This window comes from Sphingomonas lenta, assembly GCF_002288825.1.
GTDB lineage: Bacteria > Pseudomonadota > Alphaproteobacteria > Sphingomonadales > Sphingomonadaceae > Sphingomonas > Sphingomonas lenta.
The window spans coordinates 157,769-183,159 of sequence record NZ_NSLI01000005.1 but is presented as its reverse complement, the minus strand read 5'-3'; the positions used below and the strand labels follow the sequence as shown (position 1 = coordinate 183,159).

General features: G+C 69.1%; 23 protein-coding genes. 8 read left to right on the top strand and 15 right to left on the bottom strand.

The features are described 5' to 3' along the window. Window positions 1-3: 3 nt before the first annotated feature. The 3 genes from CKY28_RS16200 to CKY28_RS16190 are packed head-to-tail and all read right to left on the bottom strand — an operon-like array spanning window position 4 to window position 2,551. Window positions 4-1,374: a coniferyl aldehyde dehydrogenase gene (locus CKY28_RS16200; RefSeq protein WP_245841892.1), complete on the bottom strand. Its 1,371-nt coding sequence runs from the start codon at window positions 1,372-1,374 to the stop codon at window positions 4-6. A 35-nt stretch (window positions 1,375-1,409) separates the two neighbouring features. Then, window positions 1,410-1,814 (bottom strand): hypothetical protein, encoded by a 405-nt coding sequence (locus CKY28_RS16195; RefSeq protein WP_095999420.1) that lies wholly within the window; start codon window positions 1,812-1,814, stop codon window positions 1,410-1,412. Next, window positions 1,811-2,551: a prepilin peptidase gene (locus CKY28_RS16190; RefSeq protein WP_095999419.1), complete on the bottom strand. Its 741-nt coding sequence runs from the start codon at window positions 2,549-2,551 to the stop codon at window positions 1,811-1,813. The genes CKY28_RS16195 and CKY28_RS16190 overlap by 4 nt, the downstream gene beginning before the upstream one ends. 275 nt (window positions 2,552-2,826) lie before the next feature. Here CKY28_RS16190 and CKY28_RS19380 point away from each other — a divergent pair, with 275 nt between their 5' ends. Then, window positions 2,827-3,288 (top strand): DUF6998 domain-containing protein, encoded by a 462-nt coding sequence (locus CKY28_RS19380; RefSeq protein WP_425442537.1) that lies wholly within the window; start codon window positions 2,827-2,829, stop codon window positions 3,286-3,288. Here the strand turns inward: CKY28_RS19380 and CKY28_RS18385 are convergent. Further along, window positions 3,239-4,090, bottom strand: coding sequence for a DUF7946 domain-containing protein (locus tag CKY28_RS18385; protein WP_141243970.1), 852 nt, complete (start codon window positions 4,088-4,090; stop codon window positions 3,239-3,241). The genes CKY28_RS19380 and CKY28_RS18385 overlap by 50 nt on opposite strands. Before the next feature lie 225 nt (window positions 4,091-4,315). After that, the gene (locus CKY28_RS16180) at window positions 4,316-5,410 is read right to left on the bottom strand and encodes an MrcB family domain-containing protein (protein WP_095999418.1); all 1,095 of its coding nucleotides are present in this window, start codon (window positions 5,408-5,410) and stop codon (window positions 4,316-4,318) included. 187 nt (window positions 5,411-5,597) lie between these two features. Here CKY28_RS16180 and CKY28_RS16175 point away from each other — a divergent pair, with 187 nt between their 5' ends. Both CKY28_RS16175 and CKY28_RS16170 read left to right on the top strand, forming a co-directional pair. Then, window positions 5,598-6,158, top strand: coding sequence for a hypothetical protein (locus tag CKY28_RS16175; protein ID WP_095999417.1), 561 nt, complete (start codon window positions 5,598-5,600; stop codon window positions 6,156-6,158). An 89-nt stretch (window positions 6,159-6,247) separates the two neighbouring features. Continuing rightward, window positions 6,248-7,432 (top strand): acetyl-CoA C-acyltransferase, encoded by a 1,185-nt coding sequence (locus CKY28_RS16170; protein WP_095999416.1) that lies wholly within the window; start codon window positions 6,248-6,250, stop codon window positions 7,430-7,432. A 118-nt stretch (window positions 7,433-7,550) separates the two neighbouring features. On the opposite strand, the gene CKY28_RS16165 is transcribed toward CKY28_RS16170, so the two are convergent. After that, entirely contained in the window at window positions 7,551-8,033 is a 483-nt protein-coding gene (locus CKY28_RS16165; RefSeq protein WP_095999415.1) for an SH3 domain-containing protein, read from the bottom strand. Between the two features lie 79 nt (window positions 8,034-8,112). Between CKY28_RS16165 and CKY28_RS16160 the strand changes: the two genes are divergently transcribed. After that, on the top strand, window positions 8,113-9,108 hold the full coding sequence (locus CKY28_RS16160; RefSeq protein WP_095999414.1) for a 2-hydroxyacid dehydrogenase: 996 nt from the start codon (window positions 8,113-8,115) through the stop codon (window positions 9,106-9,108). Here CKY28_RS16160 and CKY28_RS16155 read toward each other — a convergent pair. The 5 genes from CKY28_RS16155 to modA form a co-directional block, all read right to left on the bottom strand. Then, the gene (locus CKY28_RS16155; protein WP_095999413.1) at window positions 9,105-10,508 is read right to left on the bottom strand and encodes an NAD(P)H-dependent flavin oxidoreductase; all 1,404 of its coding nucleotides are present in this window, start codon (window positions 10,506-10,508) and stop codon (window positions 9,105-9,107) included. The two genes, CKY28_RS16160 and CKY28_RS16155, sit on opposite strands and share 4 nt — an antisense overlap. A gap of 65 nt (window positions 10,509-10,573) precedes the next feature. Beyond that, window positions 10,574-11,713 (bottom strand): glycosyltransferase, encoded by a 1,140-nt coding sequence (locus CKY28_RS16150; protein WP_095999412.1) that lies wholly within the window; start codon window positions 11,711-11,713, stop codon window positions 10,574-10,576. Window positions 11,714-11,723: 10 nt separating this feature from the next. Then, on the bottom strand, window positions 11,724-12,326 hold the full coding sequence (locus CKY28_RS16145) for an ATP-binding cassette domain-containing protein (protein WP_095999552.1): 603 nt from the start codon (window positions 12,324-12,326) through the stop codon (window positions 11,724-11,726). Further along, on the bottom strand, window positions 12,316-13,002 hold the full coding sequence (modB, locus tag CKY28_RS16140) for a molybdate ABC transporter permease subunit (protein WP_095999411.1): 687 nt from the start codon (window positions 13,000-13,002) through the stop codon (window positions 12,316-12,318). Before modB ends, CKY28_RS16145 begins: the two co-directional genes overlap by 11 nt. Beyond that, a complete protein-coding gene (gene modA, locus CKY28_RS16135; protein ID WP_095999410.1) occupies window positions 12,999-13,745 on the bottom strand; it encodes a molybdate ABC transporter substrate-binding protein in 747 nt (248 codons plus the stop codon). The genes modB and modA overlap by 4 nt, the downstream gene beginning before the upstream one ends. Before the next feature lie 56 nt (window positions 13,746-13,801). On the opposite strand from modA, the gene CKY28_RS16130 reads away from it, so the two are divergent. Genes CKY28_RS16130 through CKY28_RS16120 form a run of 3 tightly spaced genes read left to right on the top strand, consistent with a single transcriptional unit; the run spans window position 13,802 to window position 16,576 of the window. Then, complete coding sequence (locus CKY28_RS16130) at window positions 13,802-14,851, top strand: single-stranded-DNA-specific exonuclease RecJ (RefSeq protein WP_095999409.1); 1,050 nt, start codon at window positions 13,802-13,804, stop codon at window positions 14,849-14,851. Further along, window positions 14,848-16,014, top strand: coding sequence for a UV DNA damage repair endonuclease UvsE (uvsE, locus tag CKY28_RS16125; protein WP_095999408.1), 1,167 nt, complete (start codon window positions 14,848-14,850; stop codon window positions 16,012-16,014). The genes CKY28_RS16130 and uvsE overlap by 4 nt, the downstream gene beginning before the upstream one ends. Before the next feature lie 55 nt (window positions 16,015-16,069). After that, entirely contained in the window at window positions 16,070-16,576 is a 507-nt protein-coding gene (locus tag CKY28_RS16120; RefSeq protein ID WP_176473142.1) for a uracil-DNA glycosylase family protein, read from the top strand. Between the two features lie 226 nt (window positions 16,577-16,802). Here CKY28_RS16120 and CKY28_RS16115 read toward each other — a convergent pair whose 3' ends face one another. Then, window positions 16,803-19,913: a helicase-related protein gene (locus CKY28_RS16115; protein WP_095999406.1), complete on the bottom strand. Its 3,111-nt coding sequence runs from the start codon at window positions 19,911-19,913 to the stop codon at window positions 16,803-16,805. Between the two features lie 282 nt (window positions 19,914-20,195). On the opposite strand from CKY28_RS16115, the gene CKY28_RS16110 reads away from it, so the two are divergent. After that, a complete protein-coding gene (locus CKY28_RS16110) occupies window positions 20,196-21,284 on the top strand; it encodes a mechanosensitive ion channel family protein (protein ID WP_095999405.1) in 1,089 nt (362 codons plus the stop codon). Between the two features lie 104 nt (window positions 21,285-21,388). Here the strand turns inward: CKY28_RS16110 and CKY28_RS16105 are convergent, their stop codons facing one another. From CKY28_RS16105 to otsB, 3 genes are read right to left on the bottom strand one after another with little or no spacing between them, the layout of a single operon-like run. Beyond that, window positions 21,389-22,798 carry an alpha,alpha-trehalose-phosphate synthase (UDP-forming) gene (locus CKY28_RS16105; protein ID WP_095999551.1) on the bottom strand — a complete coding sequence of 470 codons (1,410 nt, stop codon included), beginning with the start codon at window positions 22,796-22,798 and terminating at the stop codon, window positions 21,389-21,391. Beyond that, complete coding sequence (locus CKY28_RS16100; protein WP_095999550.1) at window positions 22,780-24,549, bottom strand: glycoside hydrolase family 15 protein; 1,770 nt, start codon at window positions 24,547-24,549, stop codon at window positions 22,780-22,782. The genes CKY28_RS16105 and CKY28_RS16100 overlap by 19 nt, the downstream gene beginning before the upstream one ends. Window positions 24,550-24,557: 8 nt before the next feature. Then, window positions 24,558-25,313 (bottom strand): trehalose-phosphatase, encoded by a 756-nt coding sequence (otsB, locus tag CKY28_RS16095; RefSeq protein WP_095999404.1) that lies wholly within the window; start codon window positions 25,311-25,313, stop codon window positions 24,558-24,560. Window positions 25,314-25,391 lie beyond the last annotated feature (78 nt).

Here is a 25,391-nt window from a genome sequence, read left to right as displayed (position 1 = left end):
AATTCAGCGCGGCTTCCCGATCTGACGCTCGACCGACTTGCGGGTCGCCGCGCCATAGGGCGGCTTGAGCCCCGCGAGCTTCGCCACGTCCACCCTCGCCTGCTTGTACACGGCACGCGCGTGGCTGAACGTCCGGAACCCGTCGCGCCCGTGGTACGCGCCCATGCCCGAGGGCCCCACGCCCCCGAAGGGCAGGTCCTCCATCGACACGTGGAACAGCACGTCGTCCAGCGTCACGCCGCCCGAATGCGTCCGGTCGAGCACGCGCCGCCGCTCGGCCGCGTCCGGCCCGAAATAGTAGAGCCCGAGCGGCCGCCCGCCCCGCCGGACCCGCGCGATCGCGTCGTCGATGCCGCGATAGGGCACGACCGGCAGCACCGGCCCGAAGATCTCCTCCCGCATCAGCGTCATGTCGTCGGTCACGTCCCGCACGATGTGCAGCGGCATCTTGCGGCTGTTCGACCCCGCGAAGCCCTCTTGCGCAGGGTTCACCACCTCCACCCGCGCGCCCTTAGCGCGCGCGTCGTCCAGCCACTCGTGCAGCCGCTGGTGGTGCCGGTCGTTGATCACCGAGGTGTAATCCGGATTCCCTAGCAGCGTCGGGTACATGGCGGACACCGCCGCGCGCACGCCGTCCACCACCGCCTGCTCCTGCGCTTCCGGCGCGAGCACATAATCAGGCGCGAGGCAGATCTGCCCGGCGTTGAGCATCTTCCCCATCGCGATCCGCTCGGTCGCTTGGCGCAGGTCTGCGCCGGTTCCGATGATCGCGGGCGACTTGCCGCCCAGCTCCAGCGTCACCGGTGTCAGGTTGTCGGCCGCCGCGTGCAGGATGTGCCGCCCGATCCCCGTCGCCCCCGTGAACAGCAGGTGGTCGAACGGCAGCTCCGCGAAGGCGCGGCCCACCTCCGGCCCGCCCGACACGAAGGCGAGCTCCTCCTCCGCGAAGTATTTGGGCCGGACCTCCTCGAACAGCGCCGCCGTAGCGGGCGTGTACTCGCTCAGCTTGACCATCGCGCGGTTCCCGGCCGCGAACACGCCGGCGAGCGGGCTCATCACCAGGTTCACCGGGAAGTTCCACGGCGCGATCACGCCCACCACGCCCAGCGGCTGGTACTCGATCCAGGCCCTGACCCCCAGCAGCCCCAGCGGGAACTGAACGCCACGCCGCTCCGGCCTGGCCCAGCGGTCCAGATGCTTCAGCGCGTGGCTGGTCGGCGCGATCGAGCCCGCGATGTCCGTCATCATCGACTGCTCGCGGCTCCGGTGCCCGAAATCCTCCGACAAGGCGTCGCAGAACCGCTCGGCGTTATCCCGCACCATCGCCGCCGCGCGCTTCAGCCGGTCGCGCCGCACCGCCAGCGGCTCCGGCATCGCCGCGTCGAACGCCGCGCGCTGGCGGTCCAGCGTCACACGCACCCGATCAGCCCCGCCACCGGCGCCACCAGCACGTCGCGCCCCGGACGCTCGACCCGGAGCGTCGCCGCCGGCACCACCGCGCCCCCCGACAGGTCGCCCCTGGTCTGCACCGTCATGTCGAGCACCGCCATCACGTCCGGCCCGCGATACTCGGTCGTACCCGCGAACCCGAAGCCCGCGGCTCCCCGCGCCTCGGCCCGCGCCACGTCCACCGTCTTCCCGTCGAGGTGCAACCGGATCACCCCCGGCTCGGCGGTCGCCATCGCGACGAGCTGGCGCTTCGGCCCATTGTTCCACAAATAGGCGGCGCAGCCCTTGGACGGCAGCGCCTGCCGGCCGATGGGCCCGAGCACGGGCGCCTCCTGCATCAGGAGCGCGAGTGTGATGAGCATCATGGCTCCACCGATATCATGAGCAGCCACGCCGGATAAGTCGCCACGGCGAGCAGCGCGCCGAACGGCAAGGCGCTGTCGGCCGCCACCGCCTCGCCCCGCCACCGCCGGAACAGCACCACGCCCAAGCCCACCATCCCCGCCACGACGAGCACGCCGGGCAGCAGCCGCCACCCGAGCCACAGCCCGATCGCGCCCATCAGCTTGGGGTCCCCCCCGCCCATCCCCTCGCGCCCGCGGAACCGGCGGTAGCCCCACGCGATCACCCACAAGCTCCCGAAACCCGCCGCCCCCCCGATCAGCCGGTCCGCGACGCCGGGCGGCGCGACCGCCGCGCTCAGCAGCCCGCCCAGCGCGAGCAGGCCGGTCAGCCGGTCGGGCAACCAGAAATGCCGCCAGTCCAGCGCCGCCAGCGCCACGAGCAGCCACCCGAACACCGCCCCCGCCGCCGCCTCCGGCCAGGGCGCCACCAGCCCAGCGCCCAACCCCATGGCCGAGCAGGCGAGCTCCACCCGCCCATGCACCGGATCGATCCGCCTCCCGCACGCGGCGCACCGCCCGCGTAAGCCGAGCGCGCTCACCAGCGGCACGAGCTCCCACGCGCGGAGCGGCCGCCCGCACCCGTCACACGCCGACCGCCCCGCGACCACCGACCGCCCCTCCGGCCAGCGCACCACCAGCGTGGCGAGGAAGCTGCCGACGATCGCGCCGACCAGGGCGAGGAGGATGGGGAGGAGCACGGGAGAGGATAGTAGCGGGACGTAGAGCGGGCGCTAAGCGCCAAGTGCGGCGGCTTGCGCGTCACTGAAGTAGCCACAAGGGGACAAACGGACGTACGAATCCCTCCCGCTCCGCTATTCCTGTCTATAAGCCACTAAAATTAGATTGTAACTTCGGCCTACTCGCTAACGATCGCACATTTCGCCCAACAATCTAGTACGGCTTCGGTTAGGGTTGGTGTATTAACCACACCTTGCCTTCCTCTCCCGAAGTTTCCGCGTATGGTCGCGAGATTATGCGAATTAACCTCCCGCCCGAAGTGCGCCGAATCTACGAAGCGGTTGCGGACTTACAGGCTCGATATCCAGGACGCCCATTCACACCCGATGGACATGTGGTCGGCTCGATAGGGGAAGTGGTGGCGGCAGAGGCGCTGGGCTTGACGCTCTACCCGCCATCACGAGCTACTCATGACGCCTATGATGCGGATGGTGACGTTCAGATCAAGATGACGGCGGGCAAGGCAGTGTCGATGTACTCATGTTGCGACAGGCTGGTGGTTCTGCGGGTCGTTGATCCTGAGTCAGCAGAGCTCGTGTACGACGGTCCTGGCCAACCCGCGTGGGAACGGGCGGGAGCAATGCAGAAGAATGGGCAGCGGCGAATTGCGCTTACTGCGTTGCGCAGATTGGCGCAGGAGAACGGTGCTACAGGTACTCAACTGAAAGAACTCGAAACCCTTTCAGACGTCCTGTAGAGCTTGTTACTCGAAATCCCTTCATCCTTACAGCCCCATCTCTAGTACCTCGCTCAATCGCGCCTGTCCGAAGACTAGTGGTCACATTAGTAATGTTAGGCTTGGTCTTTGCACCATCTATAAGCTCGAAGCTGATAGGTCTCTGTTCCTCGAACACATACAATCTGCCGCTGTATGTATTTCTGTTGTAGCTGGAGACAACACCTTCAACAAGAGTAGGAAACTTGTCGATCAAGGTCTGTCGTATATAGTCGTTACTCTCTTCATTCAGCTCTCTACCAAGTCTAATTCGCTGGTTAGCCACGCGACCTGCAAAAAGGTCGGCATGCTCTGCGGTCCGAGATACCACAATTGGTCGATGCATATCGGCGACACTGCCCTCAACCTTTTCGGTCAGGCTGTCCAGCTTAGCAGGTGTGATGTTCTTCTTCTCTAATTCTGCTGAGTTTTGTTTGAAAAGGCTTTGATTGTAGTCTACTGGAAAGCCAAGCGTCTGCGTAATAACGTAGTCATACACAGAGTATACAAGATGCCCAAAAGGGGAGTCCTTTTTCGCATTGCCAATAACCCAGAGCCCGCCGATGACTGAAGCAACTACTTCCCATGAACCAGGGCGTGGCGTGGCGACTAGAATGCGGGCGTTTTTCAGCGACGGTGCTTGAGTTATAATCTCGCCATTTGCAACCAGGTGCGCCGTCAGAGCTAGAGAACGTTGAAAGCCGGACATGGCTTTTGCTGCGTCATAGAAATCAAGTTCGTGATCGTCTGCTAGGCGGCCCTCATATTTTAACAAGAAATCCACTGACCTGCTCCCCACTCCATAAGCTAACAGCTTAGCGCGACTTCCTAGCGTGGCAATAAGCGACGAAGCGTAAACTCGGCGGCCTTCTTCCAACCCGCATAGACATCGACCAAAAGCGAAAATTCCTGCACAGCTCCTTCCTGATACCTTACGGGGCGACGGCATCTCCGGTGCGCCTTCTCGACCCGAGCCTAGGTCCTTATCGAGCTCTGCTTCTGCTAGCGGTCAGGGCAGCAGGCATGCAAAGCTAAGGGGCGTCAGCGTACAGTTCTCAATTACCAAGGGATCAAGAACTGTCACCTCTCCACCGGTGGCCTTGGTACGGGCGTCTATCAGGTCAATTCCGTGCACCACGATGAGTAGGTTCGTGGGGTGGGTTCGCCGGTGCAGCTCCACCTCGTTAGCGGTAAGGATGACCTTGCCATAGGGGGAGGTCGTGCCTTTGACCTCCACATGATGCTCCACCCCGTTGCGGGTCGCCAAATAGTCGCAGGAGTATGCGGCATGTACGTCGCGGATGGCAGTAAACCCGTTCGCAGCTAACCAGGCAGCGGCTAGGCTCATTGCGTGCGCCTCCACCGCTTTGCGCTCGGGTGCGCTCAAGCCAAAGCCCTGCCCCTTGCTCGACTGTCGGGTGGAGCCGGGGCGAGATACTGTACTCACCGCATTGTCGGCTTCGATAAGTTCGGGCGGAGGGGCGTCTGGAGCCCGGCCTAGCTCTTGAGCGCGATATAGCTCAGCAATCAGTGCGACCGCGCGTTCAGCCTCACGGGCGAGGGTTGCATCATCAGGGACAGCATTGGCGGCATAGGTCTTAGAGAATGCGGTCGTACTCTCGTACGCCTTGGACAACGTTGCCGCGGAGCCGAGGTCCACACCTTCGACCATGCCAAAGTTAAACGCCTGGCTCCGGATAAGAGCTCTTCCCCACGCCATAAGCGATGCTGCTTCCTCGGCGGTTCGGGGCTTAAACTCGCGCCCGTCGAACCGGGTGGAACCGTGGCTTACGCAAAGCGCTACGCCCGTGCCGTCCTGACGGAACAAGTAGACCACATACCAGCCGCTTTGCGCCGAAGGTGACATTTCGGGTGAGCGGATGCGGACCCACGGTACAAACGTCTTTAGGCCCGTTCCGTCGCGCCCCTGGACGTTCAATCGCCCGCGAAAAGGTAGCAGGGCTTGAGGTTGAACCGCACGCCAGCGCCTAAGTTCCTCGGGGATGACGTTACGTATTAGATTGCCCCGCACCTGCATGGCGGGGGTATTCTGTGATGAGAAATCAGATTGGAGGGTCAACACCTCCTGTAAGAGCTCGCGCATGGTGCAAGGCTATCGCTGTCAGCGGGGCGCACAAGGCAGATTGCGACTATTCGTCGCGCTGCATCGCAACCGCGGATACGTCCTTCAAGCGTTCGCATCCAGCGCCGAGCGCTCTGCCCCTGCAGCATGCGTCCGTGCAGTTAAAATCCCTTTCCTACAGCCCCCGCCTTGTGCCAGCGTTCCCGCTATGTACCGGCACGACTCGCCCGAGAAGCACGACAACCTCCTCCTCTTCGCCCCCGTGCCCCAGGCCCGCCGCCGCGCCGACGGCTGGTCGGCGGAGGTGCAGCGCGCTTTCATCGACGCGCTGACCCGGTGCGGGACGGTCGCGGCCGCCGCGCGATCGGTCGGGCGCTCGGCGCGCTCCGCCTATCAGCTCCGCGCCCGCGCGGGCGACGACAGCCCGTTCGCGCGCGCCTGGGACGAGGCGCAGCGCCGGGGCACGGACGAGGCGCTGGACGCGGCCATGGCGGGCGGAATGGTCGCGCGCCGTACCGAGGTGTTCCACCGCGGCCGCCATGTCGGCTGGCGCACGACTTACGACAGCCGCCTCGCCTATGCGGCGCTGCGCGCGCTCGACAAGCGCGACGCGCTCTGGGCGCGCGACGGCGTGGACGCAACAAAGTTGCTCGACGCCGCAACGCATTTGCTGAACGGGCGGGAAAGTTGCGAAGCTAAGCTGGCCGCCGCCGAAGCGGAGCGCGACGCGTGGTTCGCCGCACCCCCGCGTTCTGGGCGTGTACTTTAGTGTACTTCCGCCCCATCCACCCCTCCCCCGTTTCCTTTTCGCACGTGCAACATTAGATCGGGGAAACACACTTTGCCGGAGCGAACGCCATGACCGCCGACCCTGTCGTCATCCTCTCCTACGCCCGCACGCCCATGGGCTCGTTCCAGGGCGCGCTGTCGGGCGCGTCCGCGACCGAGCTGGGTGCTACGGCGGTCAAGGCCGCGGTCGAGCGCGCGGGCGTGGCTCCGGACGACGTCGAGAAGATCTTCATGGGCTGCGTGCTCCCCGCCGGCTTGGGGCAAGCGCCCGCGCGCCAGGCGGCGATCGGCGCGGGGCTCCCCAAGTCGGTCGAGGCGACCACCGTCAACAAGGTCTGCGGATCGGGCATGCAGGCGGCGATCTTCGCGCACGACATGATCGCGGCCGGCTCCGCCGACCTGATCGTCGCGGGCGGCATGGAGTCGATGTCGAACGCGCCCTATATCCTCAAGAAGATGCGCGGGGGCGCGCGCATCGGCCACGACGTCGTGCTCGACCACATGATGCTCGACGGCCTGGAGGACGCGTACGACGCCGGCCGCGCCATGGGCACCTTCGCCGAGGACACCGCGCGCGAGTACCAGTTCACCCGCGACGCGCAGGACGACTACGCCGTCGAGTCGCTCACCCGCGCGCTCCGCGCCCAGAAGGACGGCTCGTTCGAGCGCGAGATCGTCGGCGTCACCGTGAAGACGCGCAAGGGCGAGGAGGTCGTGACGGTCGACGAGGCTCCCGCGCGCGGCGACCCGGTAAAGCTGCGCCAGCTCAAGGCCGCCTTCGCCAAGGAGGGCACGATCACCGCGGCGTCCAGCTCGTCCATCTCCGACGGCGCCGCCGCGCTCGTCGTCACGCGCCAATCGGTCGCGGACGCCAAGGGCCTGAAGCCCGTCGCGCGCATCGTCGGCCACGCCGCTCACGCGCAGGAGCCCGCCAAGTTCACCACCGCCCCCGTCGGCGCGGTGCGCAAGCTGCTCGACAAGACCGGCTGGTCCGCGAACGAGGTCGACCTCTACGAGATCAACGAAGCCTTCGCCTGCGTCCCTATGGCGTGGATGAAGGATCTGGGCGTGCCGCACGAGAAAGTGAACGTGAACGGCGGCGCCACCGCGCTCGGCCACCCCATCGGCGCGAGCGGCGCGCGCATCCTCACCACGTTGTTGGCGGCGCTGGAGCGCACCGGCGGCAAGAAGGGCATCGCCAGCCTCTGCATCGGCGGCGGCGAAGCCACCGCCGTCGCGGTAGAGCTAATCTAATCTCCCTCTCCCCTTCGGGGAGAGGGCCGGGGAGAGGGGCAGTGCACCGCCGTATAGTTACTACCCCTCTCCCGACCTCGCTACGCTCGGCCACCCTCTCTCCAAAGGAGAGAGGATGTCATGGCAACCGCTCCCCGGCCTCCACGCCCCACAATCCGGAGACCTCCACGAACCCCGTCTGCCCCTTCACGTCGAACCGGCACCAGCCGTTGCCGCACTGGCTCAGCCGCCCGACCACGCCGGGGGCCGCGCGCCACTGCACCCGTCCCGCTGCGGTGGGCCGGTCGCGCATCGGCACCGGCTCCGCGCCGCGCACGATCGCGGTCCGCGTCGACGAGATCAGGTTGCCGAGCATCCAGCCCTCCGTCCCATCCGGGTCCTGGACCTTGCGCCACTCCTTGAACGTCGCGACCACGCGGACGGGCAGGTCGGCGCGCTGGTACAGCCAGCTCGCCGGATAGGTCCGCCCGGGCCCCGTCCGCATCCGCGCCTTGCCCGCGGCGATCGAGGCCCAATAGGGCGGCTTGGGCGGGGCCTGCGCCTCGACGGGCACGACGAGGGAGAGGGCGGCGGCGGCCGCGAGCACGGAGGGAGTACGCATGGCCCTGTCCCTACCAAGCCGCCGGGCCGCGCATCAACCGGGTTGACGTAGGCGGGCCGCGGCCCTCACCACGGTCTCCATGACCGACCAGCGCCGTCCCGCCCCCCGCGTCGCCGTCACCCGCGTGCTCCCGGACGCGACGATGCGCCGCCTCTCGGAGCTGTTCGACGCCCGCCTGCCCGCCGACGACCGACCCATGACCCGCGACGAGCTTAGCCGGGCGATGGCCGACTGCGACGTGCTCGTCCCCACCGTCACCGACCAGATCGACGCCGACCTCATCGCCGCCGCCGGCCCCGCCCTCAAGCTGATCGCTAACTTTGGGGCCGGCGTGAACCACATCGACCTGCACGCCGCCCGCGCCCGCGGCGTTATCGTCACCAACACGCCCGGCGTCCTTACCGAGGACACCGCCGACATGGCGATGGCCCTCATCCTGGCGGTGCCGCGGCGACTGGCGGAGGGCGAGAAGCTCGTCCGCTCCGGCCAGTGGACCGGCTGGAGCCCCGGCGGCATGCTGGGCCATCGCATCGGCGGCAAGAAGCTCGGCATCGTCGGCATGGGCCGCATCGGCCAGGCGGTCGCCCGACGCGCCCGCGCCTTCGGACTCTCGATCCACTACCACAACCGCCACCGCTTGCCGCTCGTGCTGGAGGCGGAGCTCGGCGCGGCGTGGCACCCCAACCTCGACGGCATGCTCGCGGAGATCGACATCCTGTCGATCCACACGCCGCGCAACCCGGACAGCGAGAACCTGCTCGACGCCCGCCGCCTGGCGCTGCTGCGCCCGCACGTGTTCCTCATCAACACGTCGCGCGGCGGCATCGTCGACGAGGATGCGCTGACCGACGCGCTGGAGCAGGGCCGCCTGGCCGGCGCCGGCCTGGACGTCTGGCGTCACGAGCCGGAGATCGACCCGCGCCTCCTCGCGCTGCCCAACGTCGTCATGACGCCGCACATGGGCTCAGCCACCTATGAAGGGCGGGTCGCCACGGGCGAGAAGGTGATCCTCAACATCCGCATGTGGGCCGACGGCCACCGCCCGCCCGACCAGGTGCTGGAGGGCTGGGCCTAATCCCCTGTCAGGATGCGGTCGACGAGCTGCTTCACCGTCGGCACGAACCCGTTCGAGTAGAAGGGATCGCGCTTGAAGTTGTAGGCCGCGTGGCCCGCGAACATTAGGTTGCGGTCGGTGTCTCCGCCGTGCGCGATGTCCTGGAGCGTCTTCTGAATGCAGAAGGAGCGCGGGTCCGCCAGGCGCCCCGTCGAGTTGGTCTCCGTGTCGGCCCAACTCGAGAACAGGCACTGTGACAAGCAGCCCATGCAGTCCGCCTGGTCCTTGCGGATCTCCGCCTTTTCCTCGGGCGTCACGAACACCAGCGTGTTGTCGGGCGTCTTCAGCGCGTCGGTGAAGCCCAGCCCGAACCACTCGCGCGCGCGGAGCAGGTCGTTGCGCGTGACCCAGAAGTTCTTGCCCTTCACGCCCACGTCGAGCTGAAACACATGGTCGCCCGCTTCCTGAGTCGAAAAGGCGATCTGCCGCTCGGAGCGCGCTTCGAGGCTGCGCAGGAACGGGTTGCGCACTGCCGACGAGTAGAAGCCGGTGGGCGAGAAGCGGTGGAGCAGGACGTCGCCCTCTTCGATGTGGAGAAGCTTGTCCTTCCACCCCTGAGGGATCGGGCTCTCCTGCGTCAGCAAGGGCCGCGTGCCGTACTGGAACATGATGGAGCCGAGCTCCGGATTGTCGATCCAGTCGTTCCAATCGCGTAAGTACCACACGCCGCCCGCCATCACGATCGGCGTCGTGTCCGGGACACCGCCCTCGCGCATCGTCTCGCGCAGCGCCTTTACCCGCGGGTACGGGTCCTCGGGCTTGAGCGGGTCCTCGGCGTTCGACAGGCCATTATGGCCACCCGCGAGCCAGGGGTCCTCGTACACAACCGCCGTCAGCCACTCCGCCGCCTTCGAATAGGCGCGCTTCCAGAGTGCGCGGAAGGCGCGGCCCGAGCTGACGATCGGCAGGTAGCCGACATTGTAGGACGCCGCGATCTCCGACAGTTTGTACGGCATGCCGGCACCACAGGTGACGCCGGACACCAGCCCGCGCGTCCGCTCGAGCACGCCGTGCAGGATCCGCTGAGCGCCTCCCATCTCCCACAGCACGTTGATGTTAATCGCGCCGCAGCCGCTGGCGATCTCATAGGCGCGCTTTACCTGCTCGACCGCGCCGTCGATCGCGTACTGGATCAGCTCCTCGTGCCGCTCGCGCCGCGTCAGCGCGCGATAGATCTGGGGAATGATCTTGCCTTCGGCGTCATAGCTGTCTGCGTTGACGGCCGACACGGTGCCGATGCCGCCCGCCGCCGCCCAGGCGCCCGCCGACGCGTGGTTCGTCGCAGACACGCCTTTGCCCCCCTCCACCAGCGGCCAGACCTCGCGGCCGTTATAGTTGATGGGGGTCAAGCCTTTGAACACGGGCGCGGAACCTCTCTATCGCAAGTTACGCGCTCTATAGCGAAAGGTTGCGGACGGAAAAGTCCTCACCCGCCGAGCGCGCCGGGGCGGCCCATCGCCTGTTCGTAGAGCTGCGCGTAGCGGCCGATCATGACCGCCTCGTCGAACTCGGCCCGCGCCTTGGCCCGGTTCGCCGCGCCGACGCGGGCGCGCAGGTCCGCGTCGAGGACCAGCGGCTGTAGCGCGTCGCGCAAGCGCACCTCGCCCGGATACTCGGTGATGAAGGGCAGGTTGTCGGCCGCGACCATCAGCGGCACGTCGCCGACCGGGTGGCCGGCGATCGGCAGCCCGGCCGCCATCGCCTCCACGACCGAGATGGGAAACTGCTCGGACCGCGACGAGACGGCGAGGATGTCGAACAACCCGACATAGCGGTGCGGCTCGCGCAGGAAGCCCGGCAGGACGACCCGGTCGGCGATGCCCATCGCCGCCGCCGATTGGAGGATGAGATCGCGCTCAGGCCCTTCGCCGACAATGACGAGCCGAAAGCGACCCGACAAGCCGCCGCACGCGCGGACCAGCAGCGATAGATCCTTCACCGGCGTGAGCCGGGCGAGCGCGCCGATGACGACCTCGCGCTCGTTTCGCACGAAGCCGGGGATCGCCTTCGGGTCGGGCTTGCCGGCGTAAAGGTGCGTGTCGATGCCGTTCTCGATGCGGCGGACGCGCTCCTCGGGCTGCTTCCACGTCCTGAGCGCGATGCGCTCCAGCGTGCGGCTGGGCACGATCAGCGCGTGCGCGGCCGGGAGCGCGACGCGGCGGTAGAGGTTGCGCTCGAGCTTCAGGCCCTTGGCCTCGTCCTCGTTGAAGCCGTCCTCGTGGTGGACGACCGGCGGCAAGCCCTTACCGAAGGCGCGCTTGGCCATGACCCCGTCGATGGCGCCCCAATTATAGGTCAGCACTAGGTCGAAACGACGCATGAAGCGCGCGATTGCCTCATAGCGAGCGACTGACGGCTTGCCGGTGAGCGGCGGCGAGTCCTGCGCGATCTCGTACTTCACGCGCTTGCCGATCGCCGCGCGCGCGCCCAGCGCCCCGGGGACGCCGGAGACGACCGTGTGTCGCGCCCGGTCGCCCCAGGCGTTCATTAGGCGCACGGCTCGCGCCTCCTTGCCGCCCAAGTCGAAGGAGGAGTGGAGGTGAAGGATGTGGACCGGCTGCGCCATAAGTGGCGGCCTACAGCCGGACGACGTGGTTTCCCAGCCGTTCGGCCTCGGCGGGGTCGTGGGTGACGAGGAGCATGGGCAGGCGCGTCCCGTCGCGCAGGCGCTCGAGCGCCCGCATCACCTCATCGGCGCGGGCGGCGTCAAGCGAGGCGAGCGGCTCGTCGAGCAGCAGGAACTCGGGATCGGACAGCAGCGCGCGGCCGATCGCCACGCGGCGCGCCTCGCCACCTGACAGCGTGCGCGGCCAGCGGTCGAGCAGGTGCGCGATGTCGAGCATCGCCGCGGTTTCCGCGAGCCGCGCTTCGTCCTCGGCGCCGTAGAGCAGGTTGGCGCGGACGCGGCGGTGGGGGAAGAGCCGCGTCTCCTGGAACACGTAGCCGGCGCGGCGGCGCTCTGGCGGCAAGTCGACCGCGGCGTTGCGGTCGTAGAGCGTGCGGCCGTTCACGCGGGCGTGGCCCTTGTCGGGGCGGATCAGCCCCGCGACCATGTTGAGCACCGTCGTCTTGCCGACGCCCGAGCGGCCGAAGAGCACCGTTACGCCGGCGCCGGTTTGGAACGCGGCACCGATCCGCGCGTCGCCACGGGTGAGCTGCACCGCGACGTCAAAGGACATGCGTGCCCCTGCCCGCGCGTCGCGCCAGCGCCTCGGACGCGACAAGCGCCACTAGCGCCAGCGCGACCGAGATCGCCGATAGCCGCCATACTATCGCCTCGCCGCCGGGCCGTTGCAGCGCCGAATAGATGGCGAGCGGCAGTGTCTCCGTCTCGCCAGGCACCGCGGAGACGAAGGTGATCGTCGCGCCGAACTCGCCGATCGCGCGGGCGAAGCCGAGCACGGCGGCGGCGAGCACGCCCGGCAGGCTGAGCGGCAGCGTCACGGTCCCGAACGCACGCCACGGCCCCGCACCGAGCGTGCGCGCGGCCTGCTCCAACCGGCGGTCGACCGCCTCGATCGACAGGCGGATCGCGCGCACCATCAGCGGCAGCGCCATGACGCCGGCCGCGATCGCCGCGCCCGTCCAGCGGAACAGCACGCTGGTACCGAACCACGCGTCCAGCAATCGCCCGAGTGGTCCGGCGGGCGCGAAGGCGAGCAGCAGCACCCAGCCCGTGACCACCGGCGGCACGACGAGCGGCAGGTGGACAAGGCCGTCGACGAGGAGCTTGCCCGGGAACCGGCCGCGGGCGAGCAGCAGCGCCAGCGCGAAGGCGAGCGGCAGGGTCGCCGCCACCGCCACGCCGCCGACGAGCAGCGTCAGGCGGACGATCGCCCACTCGTCGGGCGTCATTGCGGCGGCAGGAAGCCGTAGCGGGCGAAGATCGCGCGCCCTTCCGGCGAAAGCAGGAAGCGGCGGAACGCCTCCGCCTGCGGGTGCGTCGACCGCTTGAGCCGCGCGACGGGGTAGCGGATCGGCGGGTGGCTGGCGGCGGGAAACACGCCCGCGACGCGCACCAGCCGCGACGCGCGCGCGTCGGTGCGGTAGACGATGCCGAACGGCGCCGCCCCGCGCTCGACCAGCGCCAGCGCGGCGCGGACGTTCTCGGCGCGCACCACCCTGCCCTGCACCGCATTCCACGCGCCGAGCCGCTGGAGCGCGGTGCGGCCGTACTTGCCGGCGGGGACGGAGGTCGGGTCGGCCATGGCGAGCGGACCCTGCGACAGCGTCGTCGCCAGCGTGGCGGCGGTGAGCTGGGCGTCGCCGCCCGCGGGCGCGACGATGACGAGGCGATTGCCCGCAAGGACCGCGCGGGAGCCCGGCGCGAGCAGGCCCTTGACCGCCAGCGCGTCCATCCACTTCTCGTCCGCGGAGACGAACAGGTCGGCGGGCGCGCCCGCCTGAACTTGCCGCGCGAGCGCGGAGGAGGCGGCGAAGCTGAGCACGGGGCGCGGACGACCCTGCTTGGCCCAACCGTCGGCGGCGGCGTTCATCACCTCCTGGAGCGAGGCGGCGGCGAGCACCGTGGGACCGCGCTCCTGCGCCTGGACGGCGACGGGCAGAAGCAGCAGCAGCCAGAGCAGGAGGCGGATCATGCGCCTCGCTGTAACCCAACTGGAACGCAGCCGCGAGCGCGGTCGTTTGCGTGGGCATGGTAGGCGTCCTCGACACCGCGACGGATCCCCGCGCCGCGACCCGCGAAGCGTTCGCACGGGCGCTGGACGGCTTCGCGCCCGACCGGCCGGCGCTGGTGGTCAGCCACTTCGACGCGGACGGGCTGTCGGCGGCGGCCGTACTGGCGCGCGGGCTCGGACGACCGGCGGAGGTCAGGATCACGGGTAAGGGCGAGTCGCCCTGGGACTCGGACTTCCGCGCCGAGCTGGAGGCGCGCTCGCCCGGCGGGCTGATCCTCGCGGACCTGGGCACGCGGGCGGAGCCGGTATTGCCGAGCGTGCCGACGGTGGTGATCGACCATCACGTGCCGACCGGTGCGCCTGAGGACGCGACCACGATCAGCGGCAATGGGCTGGAGCCCGAGCCGACCTCCGCACTGCTCGCCTATTGGGCGGTGGGCGCGCCGGAGGATTTGGCTTGGCTGCCCGCGCTGGGGCTGATCGGCGACATGGCCGATGACGGCTGGCCCGAGCTGACCGCCGCGCAGGAGCGGTACGGCAAGACGGCGCTGAAGGATGCGACGTCGCTGATCAACGCACCCCGGCGGACGGCGGCGGCGGACGCTTCGCCCGCACTGGCGCTGTTGATGCGGGGCGACGGGCCTAAGGTGGTCACCAAGGAGCCTAGCCCGGAGCGCGACGCGCTGCTCGCAGCCAAGGCGGAGGTCGCGGCCGAGCTCGAGGCGGCCAAGCGCGTGCCGCCGCGCGTCGTCGGTGACGTGGCGCTGATCCGCTTCCATTCGCCCACCCAGATCCACCCACTGATCGCGCAGCAGTGGCGGGGACGGCTCAAGGACAAGATCGTGATCGCGGCCAATTCGGGCTACCGCGAGGGGTGGGTCCATTTCGCGGCGCGGTCGGCGACGGGGCGGAACTTGGTCGAGTTCCTGGCGGAGCACCGGCCCGACGGCGCGGACTCGCGCTACGGATCGGGACACGCGCAGGCGACGGGGGGCGCGCTCCGCTACCCCGAATGGAACGCGTTCGTGGAGCGCATCGGATTTCCGGAAGGCAGGATCGCGGCATGACCGACAGAACGAGGCCGCTCAGGCTGGGCTTTCCCGTCAAGGTGATGGGCAGGCCCGACCTGAAAACGCAGGATACGCGGCGCTGGCAGAAGAACCCGCACCTCAAATGCTCGTTGGAGTATCTGGATAAGGTGCTGGATTACCTGCATTCCAAGGAGCTGGACATGTACCGGCTGTCGTCGGACATCGCGCCCTACGCGACGCATCCCGACATGCCGCAGTTCCACAATATGGTGGCCGAGAGCGACGCCGAGTTGAGGGCGTTCGGGCGAAAAGCGAAGGAGTACGACATCCGGTTGTCGTTCCACCCGTCGCAATATGTGTTGCTCAACGCGCCCGACCCGGAGCTGACCAAGAAGTCGATTTGGGATTTGTCGAGCCAGGCGGAGATGCTGGACCGCATGGAGCTGGACGATGAAGCGGTCATGGTGACGCATGTCGGCGGCGTCTACGGCGACCGCGAGGCGAGCCGCGCGCGGTGGATCGAGGGGTACGAGCAGTGCCCCGACCATGTGAAGCGGCGGCTGGTGCTGGAGAATGACGACATCCGTTTCGACGCCGCCGACGCGCTGTGGATCCATGAGCGCACGGGCGTGCGCCTCGTGTTCGACTACCAGCATTTCTGGTGTCTCAACCTCCAGCGGCTCGACATGCGCGACACGCTGGAGCGGTTCGTCGCGTCCTGGCCGGAGGGGGTCAGGCCGAAACTGCACTTCTCCTCGCCCCGGACCGAGATGCGCGAGGTGAAGCGCAAGATCAGCCCCAAGGAGCGCGAGGCGAACAAGGCGGCGGGCAAGGTCAAGGCAAAGAAGGGCGAGACGCTGGCCGCGCCGCTCAAGGCGGGCGCCAAGATCAAGACGGTGCTGCTCCCGCCGATCTGGACGGGGCATAGCGACTTCACCAACCCGTTCGAGTTCGCGACGTTCATGCGGATGGCGGAAGGGCTGGACTTCGACGTCATGATGGAAGGCAAGTCCAAGGACTTGAGTTTGCTTAAACTTCGCGGCGACCTGCTCCGCTTCGCGCCCGACGTGGCTAAGCGGTTCGGGATCGATGAGGGCGACGCCGCGCAGATCGAGGCGGACGAGAAGCGGCTGGAGCAAGGCGTCGCGGCCGAGGGCGAGGCGGACGTAGACGAGGGGCTGCAGCTCGCCGCCGAGTGAGCGCATCGCGCCGCTGGAGCGGTTCCGCGACGCGTTGGTCGCGGACGGACGGGCGGTGCTGCATTTCGATCCGCTGGACGGGGGCGTAGAGGCCCGCGTGCTCATCCTGCTGGAGACGCCCGGCGCAGGGATGACCGACGACCGCATGGTGTCGCGTGACAATCCGAGCGGCACGTCGCGCAACCTGGTGCGCTTTTCGGAGGCGGCGGGGCTCAGGCGCGAGGACACGGTGTTGTGGAATGTCGTGCCCTGGGTCGTGCACGCGCCGGGTACCGCGAACCGGCCGCTCAGGCGTCGCGAGATCGCGGAGGGGCTGACGATGCTGCCGGGACTGCTCGCGCTGCTGCCGCGGTTGCGGGCGGCGGTGCTGCTCGGGCGGCCGGCTTCGCAGGCGGAACCGGTGGTGCGGGCGGCGCGGCCCAAGCTGCCGGTGTTCACCGCGCCGCACCCCAGCCCGACGATCGTGTGCACGCATCCGAGCGTGGGCGAGCGGATCGTGGCGGCGCTCAGCGCGGCGGCGGCGCTGGTCGAAGGTAACGAAAGTAAGGGAATGTCGGCGTGAAAAACCGACGAACCGAGTGCGTGGGGCGCGGAGGCCCGCGCTGAGGATCGGCACTGTCCGGCGATGTCAAAGAGTTGGCCGGCGAGTGCGGGCCCGAGTCGGTGGGGAGCCTTGCACAGCGAAGGGATTGTAGGACAGCGGTCCTGATTGGGCGCATCCCGTAGTTCCCCCTCCACCACTCGCTACGCGAGCGGTCCCCCTCCCCCGCTGTAAGCGGGGGAGGAGATTAGGCGTCGGCTAGTTCGGTGAGCAGCTCGCCTACCCGCTCCACCCTTTCGCGGTCGTCCTCGATGCGTTCGGGCAGCAGCCAGCGGCCGTTCTTCTCGGCGAGGCCGTCGACTTCGGGCATCTCCCGCTTGCCGTGCGGGGTGAGCGCGACGGCGGCGGGGCCGGCGTCCACCTTCTCCACGCCGGCGGCGCGGGCCAGGAGGCGCAGGCGGGTGAGCTGGAGGAGCGCGGCCGCGGGCTCGGGGATCGCGCCGAAGCGGTCCTCCAGTTCGGCCTCGAACGCGTCGAGCGCGCCGCCGTCCTCGATGCGGGCGAGGCGGGCGTAGAGCGACAGGCGCGTGTCGACCTCCGGGATCCAGTCGTCGGGTAGGCGGCCGGAGAGGCCGAGATTGAGCTCGGGCGTCCAGACCTCGACCTGCTCGCCGCGGGCTTGGCGGAGAGCGTGGGTGAGGAGGTGCTGATAGAGGTCGATACCGATGAGCTTGGTATGGCCGGCCTGCTCCTCGCCGAGCAAGTCGCCCGCGCCGCGCAGGTCGAGGTCGCGGGCGGCGATGGCGAAGCCAGCGCCTAAGCGGTCGAACGCCTCCAGCGTTTTCAGGCGCTTGAGCGTCGCTTCTGCGATCTCCTGTCCGGGTTCGGTCAGGAGCAGCACCTGGCCGCGGCGGCCGCCCCGCCCCACCCGGCCGCGGAGCTGGTGGAGCTGGGACAGGCCGAAGCGGTCGGCATGGGTGACGACCATCGTGTTGGCGCGCGGCACGTCGAGGCCCGCTTCGATAATATTGGTGGCGAGCAGCACGTCGCCGTCCCCGTTCGCGAAGCCGACCATCGCCTCGTCGATCTCGGCGGCGGGCATTTTGCCGTGCGCGGTGATCAGCTTGAGCTCGGGGGCGAGCTTGCCCAGGCGCGCGGCGATGTCGTCCATGTCCTCGATGCGGGGCACGACGACGAAGCTCTGTCCGCCCCTGCCCCGCTCGCGCAGCAGCGCGGCGCGCACCATGTCGTCGGACCACTGCTCCACGGCGGTGCGGATCGGCTGGCGCTTCGCGGGCGGGGTCGCGATGACGGAGACGGCCTGGAGGCCGACCATCGCCGATTGCAGCGTGCGGGGGATGGGCGTGGCCGACAGGCTGAGCACATGGCCCGCGCCCAACCCTGCCAGCTTGGCCTTGTCGGCGGCACCGAAACGTTGCTCCTCGTCGATAACGACGAGCGCCAAGTCTTTGTATTCGACACCTTTCCCGGCGACCGCGCCCGTGCCTACAACGACCTTGATCGAGCCGTCGGCGAGACCGGCGAGCACGCGCTTCTTCTCGGCCGCCGAGGTCAGGCGCGAGAGGCCGGCGACCTCGACGCCCGTGCCGTCGAAACGGCGGGTGAAGGTCTCCAGGTGCTGGCGGACGAGCACAGTGGTGGGCGCCGCGACGGCGACCTGACGCCCGGCGAGTGCGACCGCGGCGGCGGCGCGGAGCGCCACCTCCGTCTTGCCGTAGCCGACGTCGCCGACGACGAGACGGTCCATGGGCTTGCCGCTGGCGAGGTCGTCGCGGACGGCGGCGATGGCGCGGGCCTGGTCGGCGGTCTCGGTGAAGGGGAAGCCGGCGGCGAAGCGCTCATAGGCGGCCGGGTCGGGCTCGATCGGGTCAGTGGTGCGGGCGTCGCGTTCGGCGGCGAGTTGCGCCAGGCCACGCGCGCTCTCGGCGACGGCGGCGTCGATGTCACCGCGGCGCTTCTGCCACGTATGCCCGTCCAATGCGTCGAGCGTGACCTGATCGGCGTCGGCACCGTAGCGCCAGATGCGGTCGGCTTCGGCGACGGGTACGAGGCGGCGGTTGTCCTTGGCGTAGCGCAACGCGATCGCGTCGCCGCCATCGGGAAGCGCCTCGATCCCGTCCACCGCGCCGATGCCGAAATCCTCGTGCACGACGACGTCGCCGACGCGGAGCTCGGCGACGGCGAGCGCGAGCGGGTCTATGGCGGCGGAGGCGAGTTCGTCGGCGCGCGCACGGCCGCCGAGCAGGTCACCGCCGGCGATCACGGCGACGCCGTCGCGCGTGAAGCCGCGGTCGACGGGCGCTTGTATGGCGAGCGCCGAGCCCGCGGGTGCGGCGATTGCTTCTGCCCAGCTTTCAACGGGTTGCAGGTCAAACTTGGACCGCGCTTTCAGGAAGCGCAGGTCGCGCGGGGAGCCGGCGAGCAGCAAGCGGCCGTCGGCGAGCGCCTGTTTCGCAAAGCGGTCGAAGGCTCGGGCGGGGTTGCGCTGCTCGACGAAGCGGGGCGGCGGGTCGGCCGCGTCAGGCGTGGGGTCGACGCGCTCGCGTTTCTTCAGCCCTGCGCCCCAGTCCTCGGCCGAGACGAGCAGGTCGGCGGCGCGGCCGCGACGCTTGAGCGCGTCCACCGACAGTGCCAGGAAGCGGTCGCGGCGGCGATCCGCCTTCGCGTCGAGCGCGACCGCCGCGTCCGGCAGGTGGTCGAGCAGCGACACGCCGCCGGTCGCTTCGGGTTCGCCGGCGCGGCCGATCTCCAGCTGGTCGAGCTCCTCGACGGTGAGCTGCGAGACGGGGTCGTAGCGGCGGATCGCCGATACGCGGCCGTCCTCCACCTCGATGCGGACGGGCAGCGCGCTGTCGACGGGAAAGATGTCGACCACCTGACCGCGCACCGCCACCTCGCCGGGTTCATCGACCCGATCGTCCTCGTGGTAGCCGATGCCGATCGCGAGCTCGGCGAAGCCGTCCAGATCCAGCGCGTCGCCGATCGCGTAAGCGGGCGGCGCGGCCTCGAACGCGTCCGGCGGCGCGTAGCGGACGACGGTCGCTTCGGCGGTGGTGACGAGCGCGGTGCGCCTGCCCTCCTGTGCCGCCACACGGGCGCAGCGGAGCGCCGCCACGCGCGCGCCGATATTGGCGGGGCTGGCGGGCGCGTCCTCGCCGGGTAGCGCGTCGCTCGACGGCAGGTGCAGCACGCGCGCGTCCGGCGCGAAGGCGGCTAGGATGGCGGCGACCTGGGCGGCGCGGCCCTCGTCGGCGGCGACGAACAGCAGGTCGGTTTCCGCCAGCGCCTCGGCGAGCGCAGCGGCGATCGGCGCGGGCGGCGCCGGTTGGTCGTTCATTCGTGGCAACTCCCCCGCCCCGGACGGGACGGTTTCGCCGTTTAACGAGGGCGGGCCGACCCTGTTCCGGAACCTGGGTGCGGTGCGGTCGCTTGAACGGGCGTGGTTCCCGCAGTTCCGACTTCCCTCTTTCCGTCATGCCGGACTTGTTCCGGCATCCATCGTCGTGCGCACGACCCGCCCGGAGTGCGCGGACCACGATGGACCCCGGAACGGGGCTCCCAGCAAAGTACTACTTTGCTGGGGTCCCATGTCCGGGGTGACGGGTAGAAGAGTAGGTTCATGCCTTCCTTCTTCACCGAGCTGGGCTGGATCCGCGACGCGCTCGTGATCGCGGGCGCGGCGGGCGTGGCGCTGCTGGTGCACTGGGTGGCGCTGATGCTGCTCGAGCGCGCGGCGCGGCGGACCAGGTTCGGGGGCGACGACGTGCTGCTAACCCGGCTGCGGCAGCCGACGCGATGGTTCCTCGTCGCGATCGCCGTCGCGTTCGCGGCGCGGGCGTCGGTGACGAGCGCGGAGGCGATCGCGACGTGGCGGCAAGTGCTGGGGCTCGTATTCCCGTTGCTGCTCGGATGGCTGGGCGTGGCGGCGCTCCGGGCGCTGGAGGACCTGGTCGCGCTCAGGGCCGACATCTCGGTCGAGGACAACCTACGCGCACGGCGTAGGCGGACGCGCGCGCTGATCCTCCGGCGGATCGGCACGTTCCTGGTGATCTTCGTGGCGGTGTGCCTGATGCTGCTGTCGATCCCGGCGGTTCGCTCGATCGGCGTCACGCTGGCGGCGTCGGCGGGCATTGCGGGGCTCGTGGTCGGCGCGGCCGCGCAGCCGGCGCTCAAGAACCTGATCGCGGGCGTGCAGATGGCCTTCACGGAGCCGATCCGCATCGACGACGTGGTAATCATCGAGGGCGAATGGGGGCGGATCGAGGAGATCCGGCTGACCTATGTCGTCGTCAAGCTGTGGGACGAGCGGCGGCTGGTGGTGCCGGTGTCGAAGTTTCTGGAAGCGCCCTTCCAGAACTGGACGCGCGAGCGGAGCGAGCTGACGGGCGCGGTATCCTGGTTCCTCGATCCGACCGCCGACGTGGGCCGCGTGCGCGAAGCGGCGGAGCGGGCGATCCGGGCAAGCGCGCGCTGGGACGGGCGGACAGCGGTGGTGCAGGTGATCGACATGAGGGCGGACGCGATCGAGGTGCGCGCGCTGATGACGGCGCGGGACGCGGGGGCGGTGTGGGACCTCCGGTGCGAGGTGCGGGAGGCGGTGCTCGGGTGGCTCAGGACGGAGATGCCGGAAGCATTGGTGCGGCGGCGGGTGGAAGGCGTGGGCCAAGTTCCTCCCCCGCTTACAGCGGGGGAGGGGGACCAGCCATAGGCTGGTGGAGGGGGAACAACGGGATGCGGTATCGTGCTGTGCCCCCTCCACCACTCGCTACGCGAGCGGTCCCCCTCCCCCGCATCTACGATGCAGTGGAGGAATTAGGCGGGCTCGCGCACGTCCGCCTTCTGAAGCGCATTGAGGAACAGGTCGCGCCACCAAAAGACGTCCTCGCGCCGGACGTTCTCGATCAGCGCCCGCCAGCGGCGGATGCGCTCCTCGCGTGGCATGGCGAGGGCCTCGGCGATGCCGTCGGCGACCTCGTCGGCGCTGAAGGGGTTGACGATCACAGCGTCGGTGAGCTGCGCGGCGGCGCCGGCGAACATGGAGAGGACGAGGACGCCGGGGTCGTCGGGGTCCTGCGCCGCGACATATTCCTTGGCGACGAGGTTCATGCCGTCTCTGAGCGGCGTCACCAAAGCCACTCGGGCGGCACGATAAATGCCTGCGAGCTCCTCGCGCTGGTAGCCGCGGTTGACGTAGCGGACGGGGACCCAGTCGATGTCGGAATACTCACCGTTGATGCGGCCGGACAGGCTGTCGAGCTGGGCGCGGATCTCCTGGTAGGTGTCGACCTTCTCGCGGCTGGGGGGCGCTATCTGGAGGAACGAGACGAGGCCCTGGAGGTCGGGGTTGCGGACGAGGAAGCGCTCGTAGCTCAGGAAGCGCTCGGGCAGGCCCTTGGAGTAGTCCAGGCGGTCGACGCCGACGAGGAGCTGGCGACCGGTCAGCGTCATGTGCATGCGGTCGCGCGCGAAGCGGGCGCGCGTGCCCGCGGCGGCCTCCTCGAACTCGCCCGCGTCGATGCCGATGGGGGCGACGATCGCGCGGATCGCGTGGCCGTCGAGGCGTATGACGCAGTCGGCCTCAATCTCCGCGCCGAGCTGGCGGACGACATACTCGCGAAACGCGTCGAGCCAGTCCTGGGTGTGGAAGCCGACCACGTCATACTCGAACAGCGAGCGCACCAGCTCTTCGTGATGCGGGAGCGAGAGGAGGATGCGCGACTGTGGCCAGGGGATGTGGAGGAAGAAGCCCATCCGGTTCTCGACGCCGCGGCGGCGCAGCTCTCGGCCGAGCGGGATCAAGTGGTAATCGTGGACCCAGACGAGGTCGTCCTCGCCGATCAGCGGGTGGACGGTGTCGGCAAAGCGGCGGTTCACGCGGACGTACCCGCCCTCGTAATCGCGCTCGAACTCGGTCAGGTCGATGCGGTCGTGGAAGAGCGGCCAGAGCGTGCGGTTGGCGAAGCCGTTGTAATATTCGTCGATGTCCTGCGGCTCGAGGTCGATGGTGGCGGTGGTGACGCCGCCCTCCTCCACCCGGTCCATCTCGCCGGTGAAGGTGTCGATGGTCTCGCCCGACCATCCGAACCAGACGCCGCCATTCTCGCGCAACGCGGCGAGCAGCGCCACCGCGAGCCCGCCCTGGTTGCCGCCGCTCGCCGCCTTCGGCGACGCGACGCGGTTAGAGATGACGACGAGACGCGAACTCACCGGACCGCGCTCCAGGGTTTGCTCAACAGCACCGCGCAGTTGATCAGGCCGACCAGCGAATAAGTCTGCGGATAGTTGCCCCACAGCTCGCCGGTGACGGGGTCGATGTCCTCCGACAGGAGGCCGGCGGGCGTGCAGCGGGCGACCATCTCCTCGAAGAGCTGGCGCGCGTCCTGGATGCGACCCGTCGCGTGGAGCGCCTCGATGAGCCAGAAGGTGCAGACGTTGAACGCGGTGTGCGGCAGGCCGAAATCGTCCTCGGTCGCGTAGCGGAGCATGTGGCTGCCGCGACGGAGTCCGTCCTCGACGGCGCGGAGCGTCGACTGGAAGCGCGGGTCGTCGGGGGCGAGGAAACGCAGGTCGAGGAGCTGGATGAGGCTGGCGTCGAGATCGTCGCCGCCGAAGGTCGCGGAGATGCGCTGCGTGTCCTCGCGCCAGGCGCGTTCCTCGATGACGCGGCGCATATGCTCCGCACGGTCCGCCCAGAAAGTGCGGCGCTCCTCCATGTGCAGCGCGTCAGCCGCCTTGGCGAGGCGGTCGCAAGCCGCCCAGCACATGGCGGCGCTGTAGGTATGGACGTGGGACTTAGTGCGGAGCTCCCATAGGCCGGCGTCGGGCTTATCGTACGTCGCCCAGGCGCGCTCGCCGACGCGCTCAAGCGAGCGGAAGTCCTCCGGGCCCGACAGGCGGAACAGGCGCTGGTCGAAGAAGGCCTGGACGTCAGACAGGACGATCTGGCCATAGGCGTCGTGCTGGATCTGCTCGTACGCCTGATTGCCGACGCGCACGGGACCCATGCCGCGATAGCCGGGGAGGTCGGGGGCGATCCGCTCCTCGAGCAGCGCCTCACCGCCGACGCCGTATAGCGGCTGGATATGGCCGCCGCGCGCGCCGTCGACGATGTTGCGGAGATATTCGAGATAGCCTTCGAGCACGTCGAGCGCGCCGAGGCGGTTAAGCGCTTGGACCGTATAGTAGGCGTCGCGGATCCAGCAGTAGCGATAGTCCCAGTTACGGCCGGAATTCGCGTGCTCGGGGAGCGAGGTGGTGAGCGCGGCGACGATCGCGCCCGTCTCCTCGTGCTGGCAGAGCTTGAGCGTGATCGCCGAGCGGATCACGACGCCCTGCCACTCGACGGGCGTGGCGAGCCCGCGCGACCAATGGCGCCATTCGGCGATCGTGCGGTCGCGCATGGTGGCGACCGTCTCGCCCAAGTGGCCGACAAAGCCCTCGTCGGGCCCGAGAAAGAAGTGGAGCGGGCGTTCGAGGCGGAACCACTGCTCGTCGCGGACGCGGCCGACGGGAGCGTCGGTGGTCAGGCGCAACGTCAGCTCGCTCATGAGATAGCGGACATGGTTGGAGCCGGCGGTCTCCTCCGCGCGGCCGCCCCAGCCCTTGCCGACGCGGAGCGCGACGCGGATGCGCGGGGAGCCGGAGACGGGGCGGACGATGCGGGCCCAGGCGGTCGGGCGGTAAGTGCGGCCGTCGCGCTGGAAACGGGGGCAGAAGTCGACCACCTCGATCGCGTTGCCGTGCCCATCCTCGTGACGCGTGACGAGAACGGCGGTGTTGCGGAGGTAGTGCTGGCGCGTAGTCGCCACGTCCTCCAGCTCGATCGACCAATAACCCGTGTCGGGATCGTCGCCGCCGAGAAGTGCTGAAAAGGCGGGCTCGCCGTCGACGCGGGGCACGCAGCCCCAGACAAAGCGGCCCGTGCCGTCGACGAGCGCCGACACCTGACAATTTCCGATCGGCCAGAGATTCATGTCCGGCGTCACGACAGGCGCTCCACGGCTTGGGCGAGCCAGCGGCGTACCGCGGCCACGTCGGGGAGCGCGTAGGTCGCTTGGGTTTCGCGCGGGTCGCCGACGAGCACCCCCGCCCCGCCGAGGTGGGCGGCGGCGCCGAAGCCGGCTTCGTCGGTGACGTCGTCGCCGAAGACGAGCGGGGTCGTGCCGGCCATCGCGGCGCCTTGGACAAGGCGCACGACCGCCCTGCCCTTGTCGCCGTCAGCGCGGACCTCGGCCATCATCTTGCCGGGCTGGAGGTAGAGGCCGTGCTCGCGCGCTAAGGCTCGCGCGAGCGCGAGCGCGTCGGCCTCGTGCTCAGGCGCGGCGCGGTAGTGGAGGCCTGCGCCCAGCGTCTTGCGCTCGACGAGCACGCCGGGGCGGGTTGCGGCAAAGGCGTCCATCGCCGCCGTGATCTGCGGGAGCGCGAGCGGGATCGCGACCTCGGCGGCTTCGCCCTCGACGCGGAACTCGGCGCCGTGGCTGCCGGCAAGCGCGAGGTGATGCGCGGCCTCGCCCAGCATGAGGTCGAGCTGTTCGATCGAGCGGCCGCTGACGATCGCCACGCGGTCGGGGAGCGCGTCGCTTAGGCGGAGCAGCAGGTTCCGGAGGTCGGCGTCAGCGCGGACCTGGTCGGGGCGGTTGATCAGCTCGACGAGCGTGCCGTCGAAATCGAGGAAGAGGCTGGCGGTGGAAAGGAGATCGAGCGGAGGCGGGCCGAGAAGCAGGTCGGTCGATTGCATGGCGGGAGAACGGGCGCGGACGGGGGGTGTTCCGGCGCAGCTTGGCCGAGCATGCCGGCCAGTCTTCCACAGGACCTC